Raw genomic sequence first — 12,364 nt, 5'->3', positions numbered from 1 at the left:
AAGGCTTACCCCTGAACCGCGCGCAGTGCCACCCCCTGCTTGGCCAGCGCATTCCAGATTTTCGCGTCACGGCCATAGACGTCGCGACGGAACTGGATGCGGCCCTTGGCCTTGGTGAAGGCCGTGCGATAGATCAAATGCACCGGCACGTGTTCTTCGAGCGGCACAACGGTTTCACGGCCGGTGTTCAGTCGTGATTTGAATTCACCCTGCGGATCCTTGAATTGCTTGGCCAGCAACGCATAGGCGAAATCGAACGGCTGGTGCAGACGGATGCAGCCATGGCTGTAAGCGCGCGCTTCACGGCTGAACAGGTTCTTCGCCGGGGTGTCGTGCAGGTAGATATTGTACTTGTTCGGGAACATGAACTTCACCAGGCCAAGCGCGTTGCGGCGGCTGGGCGGTTGCTTGATGTTAAAGGGGAAATTCCGGGAGTTATAGGCGCTGAAATCCACCGAACTGCGGCTGACTGTACGCCCGCGGCTGTCGACAAGGCGCAGGTGACCGGCGGCATTCGGGTTGCGCTTCATCATCGGCAGGTATTCCTTGACCGCGATCGACCGGGGCACGTTCCAGGTGGGGTTGATCACCATATGCTCCATGACATCCGAGAACTCGGGCGAGCGACGATCAGACTTGTTGGCACCGACAACCGAACGGGTTTCAAAGGTGACCTTACCATTGTCGATGATCTTGGCCGTGTAATCTGCCAGGTTGACCAGAACGTGGCGTTTACCGCGCGGCTTGTTGACCCAACGTTCGCGCTCCATCGCCACGATCACCGACTTCAACCGGTCGGTCGTGGATTTGTTGATCTCGGCCACTGTGCCCGCACCGGCCACGCCATCGGCGGCCAGACCATGATCCAGCTGGAACTGCTGGATCGCGGCCTTCATCTTGGCATCATAGCTTTGTGTCGACGAGCGTTTCATGTAGCCCATCTTGACGAGCCGGTTGCGCAGGATCACCACCGCATTACCCGATTGTCCGGGTTTGAGCGACTTGGCCGGCACTTTCTGGCCCCAGCCGCCCCGTGCCACCAGCTTCTCCAACCGGATCTTTTCTTTCATCAACCGGGCGTATTCCGGGGTTTTCGGCGGCAGCGCCTTGAAAAACCCGTTCGGGTTCGATTTCACCAGGTTGGTTAGGTAGGATACCCGGTCACGATAGGGGACGGCGCGGACGATGCCACTGTCAATGGTCTTGGGCACCAGCATGCCGGTCTGCATGTCACGGGCCAGCCGTAGGAACGTGCTGGACATTTCGACCTCGACAAAGCCACGGTCTCGGGCGGTCTTGGCCGCCTTGAGACGGGCCTTCAGCCCCTCGGGATCATAGCGTTTGACCGCAAGCCCGTGCGCCGGAGCCTTGGAGATAGCGGCAAACAGAGCCTTGCGACGGCTGCTGTCCTTGCCCGACCGACCGGTCCAGATCGGCTTGTACTTGATGGCCCTGTAGAAGGCGGCGATGTCCTTGTCTTTGGCGGCGGACTCGGCAACGGCTTGCATGAACGCGGTCACATTGCCTTGTTTGGATCCCGCGTCACGGCCCGCGGCCGCACCCCGCTCCGTCGGCAAGGCCAGCATCAATGCCAGCGCCAGAACCATCGCAACAAAGCGCGGCAGCCTGTTTTTTTCTTGCAACATCGTCATTTTACCCCTCAAAAATTCTCTTTTGGCTCGATTATCCCCTGAATCTGCGCCTTTTCTGGCGCAAATACCCATATCTTGTCTATTCACAAGTTCGAAAGTGCGGAAACCCCCACCCGAACTGATGTATTCCAACACCGGTTCCTCCAGAACCACCCCTGACAGCATGTTTGCGGGGCGGCAACGCAACAAGAACACGAATCACATTTTTTCAGCAAATTTCCGCCTAAAATGCTTGCTAGTATCAGCAATACCCCAATTGAGGCTTGGTTGCCGATTCGAACTATGGCATAGAAGCGTTGCATCTGGGGAAGAGATGGCAGGACACGCGTAACATCGCGTTAAACAGGTAAGCGACGGGACGGCGCTTTTACGATGAATGAAATCAATTCGTTGGGCATGACGCGACGCGCACTACTCGGCGCTTTCGCGGCCACGACCATCACGGCAGCACCCACATTCTCCAACGCCGCAGGTTTCCTGCGCGGGGCGGGCGACATTCGCCGCCTCAAGATGTATTCAGCCCGCACCGGTGAAAAGATCGACATGATCTACTGGATCGAAGGCAACTACATCAAAGACGCCGTGAAAGAAGTGAACTGGTTCATGCGTGATTGGCGCACCAACCAGGTCAAAAACATCGACATGCGCACCATGGATATCATGACCGCCGCGCACAACCTGATGGACGTGAAAGAGCCTTACATGCTCCTGTCCGGCTATCGCAGCCCGAAAACAAACGCAATGCTGCGCTCACGTTCGCGCGGCGTAGCCAAGAATTCGCTGCACATGAAAGGCCAAGCCGCCGATCTTCGGCTGGCCTCGCGCTCGGTCAGCCAGATGGCCCGCGCCGCAACCGCCTGCCGCGGTGGTGGTGTTGGCCGCTATTCTGGATCGAATTTCGTCCATATGGATTGCGGACCGGTCCGCAGCTGGGGCCGGTAAAGCTCCACCCTCCTCAAGACGTCTTACCCAAGCCCGGAGCATCTGCGCCCCGGGCTTTTTCCGTTGCGGGTTTTCGCTGGACCCCAGCTGCAAAGCGTCTAAGGTCTGGCGTCATGGCGCGACAAAACGAATATGGTCAACCGATCGGCGATCCCCTGACCCGTGCGTTGCCGCGCCCGGCCCCACCACGCACGGCAATGCATGGCCGCTATTGCAGCCTTGTGCCCGCCAACCCGACCCATGCGCAGGCGCTTTTCGCCGCCTTTGCCCAGGCCGAGGATGGGCACAACTGGACCTATCTACCGATCGAACCGTTCCAAAACGTCAACGATTGCCGCACATGGTTGACCATGGCCGCGCAAAGTGACGATCCGCTTTATTTCACCGTACTTGATGGGAATGGCGTGGCGATCGGCTGGGCGTCTTACCTGCGGATCAACCCTGACGACGGCGTGATCGAGGTCGGCTGGATCAACTTCTCGCCCGCCATGCAGCGCAGCGCACTCAGCACCGAAGCAATGTATCTGATGATGGCCCGGATGTTCGATGAGTTAGGCTACCGCCGTTACGAATGGAAATGCGACGCCTTGAACGCACCCTCGCGCAAGGCGGCGGAACGTCTGGGCTTTACCTATGAGGGGACTTTCCGTCAGGCCACCCACTACAAGGGCCGCAACCGTGACACTGCCTGGTATGCGATCCTCGACAGCGAATGGCCAGCCCAGAAAGCCCGCTTCCAAGCCTGGCTACAGCCTGCGAATTTCGATGAAGACGGACGCCAGAAAAACCCGCTTTTGGCAAAATAGGCCAACAAAACGGCACCAGTTTTCGCGAAATATCCTGCGCCCCCTGCCGAAAAAAGAAGGCCCGAGGCATGAAAACCCCGGGCCAGTTTGCGCAAATTCGCTAAGGGAGGTCAGCGATCTACGTTTGAAAACTCATCCCTTTAACCGCCACGGTTTGTCGGCCTGCAAATAGGCCTCTTCTTTCACAATCAGGTCGACCTCATCGAACCCGGTGATCATCGGCTTGATATGGGCGCCAACGCCATGGCCGCCGCCGGTCAGCAGGTAAAGGTGAATGATCACGAACACGACGATGACATAGGCCACCAGCACGTGCAGGTTGCCAATCAGCCATATCCAGAACGTGCTGTCGGCCATCGCCGAAGCCCAGAAACTATACGTCAGGTACAGTAGGCCGGTGATCCAGATCGACGGGAAGATCAGCCATTTCAGCACGAAATAGGTGGCCGCCTGCAACGGGTTGTGCTTGCGCCAGAGCTGCTTCTGGTAGGGGTGTTTCTTGCCCTGGAACACGCCCACCGCATAGTAGACCACCACATGCATCATGCCCTGAAGCGTCGGCGTAAACTGGCGCCAGGTGCCGGTCGTGACCAGCCAGAAAGTCGAGAAGACCCAAAGCGCGAGCAACGGAAGCGCCGCGATGGTAAGCACCGTGACGGCAGTGCCGAACGGGATCATCCCGTGCAGCCCGTTGAGCCCGAACCCGGTGACCATCAGCGTCAGGATCAGGGCCACCCGGCTCCAGTGCGAGAACCGTTCGAAGCGCGGATAGACTTTGACGATACGTTTGGTCATTGCCTTATTCCTTCTTGCCCGAGAAGAGCAGGATCGCGCCATGTAACAGCACGCCCAGCAGCGGAGCCAGGCCAAGGCACAGACCCGCAACGGCAAACAATTTAATGATGTTTTTCAACGCATTCCTCAACGTTCCCGCACCGCGACGGGTGCGGACATAGCGGAGAGATTATCAACGCTGCAGAGTGCGACCATGATACATGTCAAATCCGGAATGTAAGTTTTTGCTTTACCCGGGGCGCTGGCTCCCTACGCTCGGATCAGCAGCGCCTAGGGAGGCAAGCATGAGCGATTTCTACAGCACCCAGGATGCCACCGGCCTCGCCGCGATGGTTGCCAAAGACGAAGTCAGCACCGGTGAATTGCTGGACATGGCGCTTGACCGCTGCGCCACCTGGAACCCGCATCTGGGCGCGGTGGTGAACCTTCAAGAGCAGGTCGCGCGAAACAACATCGCCACCCTGCCACAGGGTCCCTTCACCGGTGTGCCGTTCCTGATCAAGGATCTCGGCTGCGAAGCGGTAGATTTCCCAACCAATAACGGCTCGCGTCTGTGCAAAGGCATGCACTGGTCCTATGACAGCACCATGTTCACCCGGATGCGGGCGACGGGGCTGAACACCTTTGGCCGCACTACCTCTCCCGAATTCGGCATCGGCCCGGTGACAGAGGCCGGGGTTTACGGCACCCCTACCCGCAATCCATGGAACCTGAACCATACACCGGGCGGCAGTTCTGGCGGCTCGGGCGCTGCAGTGGCGGCAGGCATCGTTCCGGCGGCGCATGGGTCCGACGGCGGCGGCTCGGTCCGCATCCCCGCGTCGTCCTGCGGACTTGTCGGCTTCAAACCCACCCGCGCCCGCCTGCCCATGGGCCCCGTCGTCAGCGAAGGCTGGGGCGGCATGGCGATCGACGGGTTCCTCACCCGCAGCTTGCGCGATACCGCCACGCTTCTGGATGCCTGCGCCGGTCCCGAGATGGGCGCGCCCTATGCGGCACCGGTGATGGAGGAAAGCTACACCGCCGCCATGTCCCACGACCCCGGCGCCCTGCGCATCCGCTATGTCACGACGGATTTCTTCGGCAATGCCCTGCACGATGATTGCGTGGAGGGGCTAGAGAAGACGGCCAAGCTGCTGGAAAGCCTCGGTCACCACGTCACCCACTGGACGCCCGAGCCGGAACTGGACGTCCCCGCGATGATGCTGGCCTGGACCAGGATCGTCGCTTGCGGCACCGCCGGACGGGTGGCGGCGATCCTGGGCGATATCCCCCTCACCCGCGACATGGTCGATGGCGTGACCTTTGGCGCGGTCGAATATTCCAAGGGCATCACCGGGGCCGATTACATCGCCGCGCTGGCCCAGATCCACGGCTTTGGCCGCCGTATGGCCGGGGCATTCAACGACTGCGACATCATCCTGTCGCCGACGCTGGCCACCCCGCCCTGCGAAATTGGTTACCTTAAACCCGACCGCGAGGATTTCGTCGCCTACCGCAACGGGCCGGGGTCGGTCTTTGAATACTCGCCCTTCACTGCGATCTATAACGCCAGCGGCCAGCCGGCGGTGTCCCTGCCGCTGCACTGGAGCACCGACAACCTGCCCGTTGGCATGCATTTCGCGGCGCCCTTCGGCGCGGATGCGATGCTGATGTCGCTCTGTGGTCAGATCGAGCGCGCCGCGCCCTGGCACGCCAAACAGCTCGAAGTCATCAGGAAAGGCCCACCTGTTTGATTTAGGGGTGCGACGTGATGTCCGGTTCTGCACTGCAGCATGGACCGCTAAACGGTGCACAGATGCATACGACGCGGTACGCATGAACTGATGCTAAAATGTTCTGCCGGAAATCGCCCTTGGTGATTTTTGGCAGAGCATCCACAACACAAAGACGTTGTGCAGCGCTTTTTCCACGATCCAACGGCGAAGGTTGAAAAAGCGCTTTGTCGGGGCTTTTCGAGAGATCGGAAAGCCCCGTATCCGTTTCAGGGCTTCAAACAGAAAGAAGGCGTCAGATGCGCAGACGCGGTCCATGCATGAGCTGACGCCTTCTCTGAACAAAGGCCACTTGCGTAAACCTCTATTCGGGTGCGGTCATCGGGTCTTGCGACCGTCGACCAAGCGGGATTGATCCTGTCGGGCTTGCGCCCTTGGGTTCCATCCCCCCAGATCGGTTCTGGTAAGCTTGCGCCCCCATTCCCGACCAGACACGATTGGCTTTTTCGCTTACCGATCCTTGGGGTTCTCCGAGGAGAGCCCTTCGGCTCGGCCAGCGTCCCTTGGCTCTCATCACGGGTTCGGGTTCGGTGTAACCTATCCCCTTGCCGCTCCTGCCTCAGGAGGCCTTTCGCGTCCCGCTCCGGGCCTTGCGACCCTTCGCTTGAGATCAGGCTGACTCCGCCGGGGTGAGTCGCGCAAGCAAAAAACGCAACCTGTGGATAAGTTTCTGGGGATAAGATGCTGGAAAGGTTGTGGATTTCTTGGGGGTAAGTTGAGTTTTCGTAAGGTGTCAGGTGGTCGGGTGTGACACCATCAATCCAGCATCGCAGCTAAATTACGTTGGGCTGCAGGCGCCCTGCGCTTTCTTGTTACGAGACGAAAGACTTAAATTAGAATTGAGATAGACAAAGCCACCGCGTAGTTGGTCCGACTTTTCTTTTTGTGTTGATGCAGTTAGAGAGTTTTATGACTGACGGAAACCAAAACTGGATCGACGGCTTGTTAGATTTCGCGATAGGTGTTGTCGACACACTACCGGAATCGATCGCTCGTAGAATACTTTTTCGCGCAGTTCGAAACTGGCTTGTTGGCCAGAAAGACAAAAGCTCAAATAACCAAAAAACGGCAAATGCCCTTCTAACGGCGTTTGGTGTTACCGTTGTTTTTTTTGGGTTCTTCTTTCTTCTTTTCATAGCGATACCATGGCTTCTGTTAACATTGGGAACGAGCCTCGAACAATACGCTCTGTATCTACTAACACCTAGGGACCTGAATTTCTTTGAAGTTGTAATAAGTATGATTGTTGGGTTTGTTCTTGGAGTAGCGTCCGCAGTTGTTATCTTCTTAGGCGACTTGCTATCGATACCAGCTCGGTTGATTTTCTAGCGCACTGAGACGACATCCAACGAACCAAGCCCAGAATGCTGCAAAAGCGTTCCGTTCCATAAAATGCTCGAACTATTGCGACCTGCTTGGATTATGCAATCACGCATCTGTTTCAACCACAGCAGAAGTACCTTTACAGAAAATCATATTCTCGGACACTACTAAAAAATTGGACTACCCATCCATCTTCAACGCCGAAATAAACGCTTCCTGCGGGATATCCACCTTCCCGAACTGGCGCATCTTTTTCTTGCCGGCCTTCTGCTTCTCCAGAAGCTTCTTCTTCCGGGTCGCGTCGCCACCGTAGCATTTCGCCGTCACGTCCTTGCGCATGGCGGATAATGTCTCGCGCGCGATGACTTTGCCGCCAATTGCCGCCTGGATCGGGATCTTGAACATGTGGCGCGGAATGAGATCTTTCAATTTTTCCACCATCGCCCGGCCCCGCATCTCGGCCCGGTCGCGGTGCACCATCGTCGACAGGGCATCGACCGGCTCGTCATTCACCAGGATCGACATTTTCACCAGGTTATCCTCGCGATACCCCGTCATCTGGTAGTCGAAGGACGCATAGCCCTTGGTGACGGACTTGAGCCGGTCGTAGAAGTCGAACACCACCTCGTTCAGCGGCAGGTCATAGACCACCATCGCGCGCGAGCCGGCATAGGTCAGGTCCATCTGGATGCCGCGCCGATCCTGACAGAGTTTCAGCACGTCGCCGAGGTATTCGTCGGGCACCAGAATGGTCGCCTTGATGCGCGGTTCCTCAAGGTGGTCGATGGTCGAGGGATCGGGCATGTCGGCGGGGTTGTGCAGCTCGAAATGCGCGCCGTCCTTCTGGTAGATGTGATAGATCACCGAGGGCGCGGTCGTGATCAGCTCGATATTGTATTCCCGCTCGATCCGGTCGCGGATCACTTCGAGGTGCAGAAGTCCAAGGAAACCACAGCGGAAGCCGAAGCCAAGCGCGGCCGAGGTCTCCATTTCAAAGCTGAACGAGGCGTCGTTCAGCGCCAGCTTGTCGATGGCGACGCGCAGGTCTTCGAATTCGGAACTGTCCACCGGGAAGAGGCCACAGAACACCACCGGCTGGGCCGGCTTGAAGCCGGGCAGTGCCTCGGTCGAGCCCTTCTTTTCGTGTGTGATTGTATCGCCGACGCGGGTGTCGCGGACCTGTTTGATCTGAGCAGTGATAAAGCCGATCTCGCCGGGGCCAAGTTCATCGACGGCTTCCATCTCGGGGCGGAACACGCCGATCCGGTCGATCAGGTGGGTCGAGTTGTTCGACATCATCCGCACCCGCTCGCCCTTTTTCATGGTGCCATCCATGATCCGGACGAGGACGATCACGCCGAGGTAGGCGTCGTACCATGAATCCACCAGCATGGCCTTGAGCGGCGCATCGCGGTCGCCTTGTGGGGCAGGCAACTCGTTGACGATGGCTTCCAGCGTCTCATGAATGCCCTGCCCGGTCTTGGCGCTGACCTGAATGGCGCCGGTGGCGTCGATGCCAATGACATCCTCGATCTGCTCAGCGACGCGGTCGCAATCGCTGGCTGGCAGGTCGATCTTGTTGAGGACAGGGACGATTTCGTGATCCGCATCGATGGCCTGGTAGACATTGGCCAGCGTCTGCGCCTCGACCCCTTGGGTGGAGTCCACGACCAGAAGGCTGCCCTCCACAGCGCGCATCGAGCGGGAGACCTCATAGGCAAAGTCGACATGGCCGGGCGTGTCGATCAGGTTCAGCACATAGGCCTCGCCATTATCCGCCGTGTAATCGATCCGCACGGTGTTGGCCTTGATGGTAATGCCGCGTTCGCGCTCGATATCCATGCTATCGAGCAACTGCTCCTTCATATCGCGATCCTTGACCGTCCCGGTCTCTTGGATCAGCCGGTCGGCAAGCGTCGATTTCCCGTGGTCAATATGGGCCACGATGGAGAAATTGCGGATGTGAGCGAGGTCTGTCATGAAGGGGGATATGTATGGGTTTTAGGGGTTGGTCAAGACAGTCGAGCCCATCCGAATTACTGCACGATTACGATAACACGCTGTCGGGCGCGCTGAATTACTATGAAAGACGCAGAAACATGTTCTTGAAACGCGCTTACCCACCACTGTTAGCTTTGGTTGTTTCTATCTCGCATACCTTGGCCACCCACGCAAAACAGCTTGAACCTGGTGAGTATTTTCTTGTCGATGTTCCGGATGCGCTGAACTACCACCACGTCCATTCAGATCAGGACAGGAATCTCAGAATATCCGAGTTTGTTCCACGCGGTCAGAACGTTAATAACTGGCGCGAGATGGTAACGATAATGACATTTCGCGGGTTGCGTGGTGTCACAGCCAGACAATTCGCAGAGCGCATGATTGCTGACGCGGATAATGAATGCGCGACCTGTAGTGGTGAGTTGCTGCAAAAAGGACGTTTGGAAGGGTATCGCTTTGCTCTTACGATGCTGTCAGTCCCAAGACCAGCCAGTGGTACCTCCCCTGAATGGAACCTGGGACTGGTCATTCGAGGCAAAGATTCAATGTATCTTGTCATGAAGGCTTGGAGACAGAATCCATCGCCCAAAGACGTTACGCAGTGGCGTAGCATCCTCTCGAAAGCGAGAATCTGTGACAATCGTGTCAAAGGCGTGACCTGCGCGACCGACTAAACTCTGATCACTTCATCTGACTCAAAACACCTCGGGGGTTTGGGGGCAGGCCCCAAAAGCCCACGTTGCCCGAACGTAATCCAACCTGCGCGCGCAAGTGTTCCGCTAGATCAAACCAGCGACGTCACCCACAACACCGTCGCGTCATCCTCGCTGACCGAAATCAGGTTATGCCCCATCGACCCGTCATAATAGGCGCTGTCGCCGCGGCGCATCTCGACCGGTTCGAAATGCTCCGTATACAAACGCACCACCCCGGTCAGGACATAGAGAAACTCTTCCCCGTCATGGCGGACCCAGCCGTCGAATTCCTCCAGCGAGCGCGCCCGCACTCGCGCCCGATAGGGCAGCATGGTCTTGCCTTCGACCCCTTCGGCCAGCAATTCGTGCTCATAAGTCGCCGTGGGATGCGCCTCGCCCTGCCCCATCCGCGTGACCTTTAAACGCCCATCGCCACCGGACCCTGCGGGCGGGGTGAACAGTTGCGGTACGGTGATCGAAAGGCCCGAAGCCAGTTTTTTCACCGCCTCGTAGGTTGGCGACATCTGGCCATTCTCGATCTTCGACAGGGTCGAGCGCGCCAACCCGGCCTGCCCTGCCGCCTGTTCCAGCGTCAGCCCGGCGGATTTGCGCAACGAGCGCACCCGTTCACCAAGGTTCAGCGGCTCGGGCGAGGAACGCGCGCCGGTTTCGCGGGCGATCTTGACCAGTGAGGGTTGTCCAGGTTTGCTCATGGCGCCTCTCATAAGGGGCCGGGCAGACGCTTGCAATGGTTGCACCGGGGGCGTAGCAACCCATCCATGACATCGCTTTTCGACAATGGCCCCTGGGCACCCTGCCCCGATCCTTTCAATTTCACCGCCCATGTTCTGGGACGTGCCGGCGACCTGCCCGACAAGATCGCGCTGGCGGTTCTGGGTCCGGCGCGGGCGGAACGCTGGTCCTACGCCAAGTTGGAAGCCGCCGTTCGCGGCACCGGTACGGGCCTGCTGCAACAGGGCCTCAAGCCCGGTGATATCGTGCTGATGCGGCTGGGAAACAGTGTCGAGTTTCCCATCGCCTATCTCGGGGCCATTGCCGTGGGGCTGGTGCCGGTGCCCACGTCAAGCCAGTTGACCGAACGCGAGGTCGCCAACATGATCGACACGCTCGATCCTGCGGCGATCCTGCTGGGAGAAGGCATTGCCTGCCCTGAAACCGCGATCAAGACCATCTTGCAAGCCAATCTGGAGGCCATGCGCGACCTGTCGCCCTGTGCCTACGATATGGGCGACCCCGACCGGCTGGCCTATATCATCTTCACCTCCGGCACCTCGGGCAAACCCCGTGCGGTGATGCACGCACACCGGGCGATCTGGGCGCGCGGCATGATGCATGAAGGCTGGTATGGGCTAAGTGCAACCGACCGGCTCTGCCATGCGGGGGCGTTCAACTGGACCTACACGCTGGGCACCGGGCTGATGGACCCGTGGAGCGTCGGCGCCACCGCGCTGATCCCCGCCCCCGGCACCGCGCCCGAACAGCTACCGCTGCTCTTGAAACGTCACGACGCTACGACTTTTGCCGCCGCCCCCGGTGTCTACCGCAAGATTCTGCAGGCCCACGAAACCCTCAACCTGCCCAAGCTGCGCCACGGCCTTAGCGCTGGAGAAAAACTATCGGAGAGCCTCCGCGATCAGTGGCAATCCGCCAGCGGCAAACCGGTTTATGAAGCGTTCGGCATGTCGGAATGCTCAACCTTCATCTCGGCCGGCCCCGGCCAACCGGCGCAGGCCGGCAGCCTCGGTAGTCCGCAACAGGGCCGACGCGTGGCAATCCTCGACGAAGACACGGGCCAACCGGTGCCGCTGGGCGAAGACGGCACCATTGCGGTGTCAAATCGCGATCCCGGCCTGATGCTGGGGTATCTCGATGCACCAGAAGACACAGCGGCAAGGTTCCGTGGCGAATGGTTCCTGACCGGCGATCATGGCGCAATGAACGACAAGGGCCAGATCGAATACCACGCCCGGGTGGACGACATGATGAATGCCGGCGGCTACCGTGTTTCCCCGCTCGAGGTTGAGGCCGCCCTGCAAAGCGTCCCCGGCCTTCACGAAATCGCCGTAACCGAGGTCGAGGTCAAATCTGATGCCCGCGTCATCGCCGCCTTCTATACCGCTGATGCGCCGCTGGATGAAGCGGCCCTGAAAGCCCACGCTGCCGAACGCCTGGCGCGTTACAAGCAACCGCGGATGTTCGTGCATGTTGACTCTTTGCCGCGCAATCCCAACGGCAAGCTGCAGCGCCAGACACTGAAGTCCCTTGCCATGATCTGAGGTTGGCGCAAGCGCACCCGCGATCCAGGTTTATGCGCTTTCCTCTCCCGCTTGGCTGCCCTATCAAGGCCGGATCAC

The 12,364-nt window shown here is 58.9% G+C and carries 10 protein-coding genes; 6 read left to right on the top strand and 4 right to left on the bottom strand.

What is annotated here, in order from left to right; all coding sequences use genetic code 11:
- Positions 1-5: 5 nt before the first annotated feature.
- Entirely contained in the window at positions 6-1,508 is a 1,503-nt protein-coding gene (locus tag RXV86_RS05845) for a L,D-transpeptidase family protein (RefSeq protein ID WP_316298460.1), read from the bottom strand.
- Between the two features lie 540 nt (positions 1,509-2,048).
- Between RXV86_RS05845 and RXV86_RS05840 the strand changes: the two genes are divergently transcribed.
- Both RXV86_RS05840 and RXV86_RS05835 read left to right on the top strand, forming a co-directional pair.
- Positions 2,049-2,594, top strand: a complete 546-nt coding sequence (locus tag RXV86_RS05840; protein WP_316298227.1) for a DUF882 domain-containing protein — start codon at positions 2,049-2,051, stop codon at positions 2,592-2,594.
- Between the two features lie 113 nt (positions 2,595-2,707).
- Positions 2,708-3,400 (top strand): GNAT family protein, encoded by a 693-nt coding sequence (locus tag RXV86_RS05835; RefSeq protein ID WP_316298225.1) that lies wholly within the window; start codon positions 2,708-2,710, stop codon positions 3,398-3,400.
- 132 nt (positions 3,401-3,532) lie between these two features.
- On the opposite strand, the gene RXV86_RS05830 is transcribed toward RXV86_RS05835, so the two are convergent.
- Positions 3,533-4,195 carry a cytochrome b/b6 domain-containing protein gene (locus RXV86_RS05830; RefSeq protein WP_316298224.1) on the bottom strand — a complete coding sequence of 221 codons (663 nt, stop codon included), beginning with the start codon at positions 4,193-4,195 and terminating at the stop codon, positions 3,533-3,535.
- Positions 4,196-4,479: 284 nt separating this feature from the next.
- Between RXV86_RS05830 and RXV86_RS05825 the strand changes: the two genes are divergently transcribed.
- Both RXV86_RS05825 and RXV86_RS05820 read left to right on the top strand, forming a co-directional pair.
- Entirely contained in the window at positions 4,480-5,931 is a 1,452-nt protein-coding gene (locus tag RXV86_RS05825; protein ID WP_316298222.1) for an amidase, read from the top strand.
- 948 nt (positions 5,932-6,879) lie between these two features.
- Positions 6,880-7,299, top strand: coding sequence for a hypothetical protein (locus RXV86_RS05820; RefSeq protein ID WP_316298221.1), 420 nt, complete (start codon positions 6,880-6,882; stop codon positions 7,297-7,299).
- Between the two features lie 174 nt (positions 7,300-7,473).
- On the opposite strand, the gene lepA is transcribed toward RXV86_RS05820, so the two are convergent.
- Positions 7,474-9,273 (bottom strand): translation elongation factor 4, encoded by a 1,800-nt coding sequence (gene lepA, locus RXV86_RS05815; RefSeq protein WP_316298219.1) that lies wholly within the window; start codon positions 9,271-9,273, stop codon positions 7,474-7,476.
- A gap of 119 nt (positions 9,274-9,392) precedes the next feature.
- On the opposite strand from lepA, the gene RXV86_RS05810 reads away from it, so the two are divergent.
- Positions 9,393-9,968, top strand: a complete 576-nt coding sequence (locus tag RXV86_RS05810) for a hypothetical protein (protein WP_316298218.1) — start codon at positions 9,393-9,395, stop codon at positions 9,966-9,968.
- Positions 9,969-10,078: 110 nt separating this feature from the next.
- On the opposite strand, the gene RXV86_RS05805 is transcribed toward RXV86_RS05810, so the two are convergent.
- Entirely contained in the window at positions 10,079-10,702 is a 624-nt protein-coding gene (locus tag RXV86_RS05805) for an XRE family transcriptional regulator (RefSeq protein WP_316298216.1), read from the bottom strand.
- 66 nt (positions 10,703-10,768) lie between these two features.
- On the opposite strand from RXV86_RS05805, the gene RXV86_RS05800 reads away from it, so the two are divergent.
- Positions 10,769-12,286 carry a class I adenylate-forming enzyme family protein gene (locus RXV86_RS05800; protein ID WP_316298214.1) on the top strand — a complete coding sequence of 506 codons (1,518 nt, stop codon included), beginning with the start codon at positions 10,769-10,771 and terminating at the stop codon, positions 12,284-12,286.
- The last annotated feature ends 78 nt before the right edge of the window (positions 12,287-12,364 follow it).

Origin of the sequence: Aliisedimentitalea sp. MJ-SS2 (assembly GCF_032586155.1) — a bacterium.
GTDB lineage: Bacteria > Pseudomonadota > Alphaproteobacteria > Rhodobacterales > Rhodobacteraceae > JAWHTC01.
This window is presented reverse-complemented; position numbering and strand designations above follow the sequence as displayed.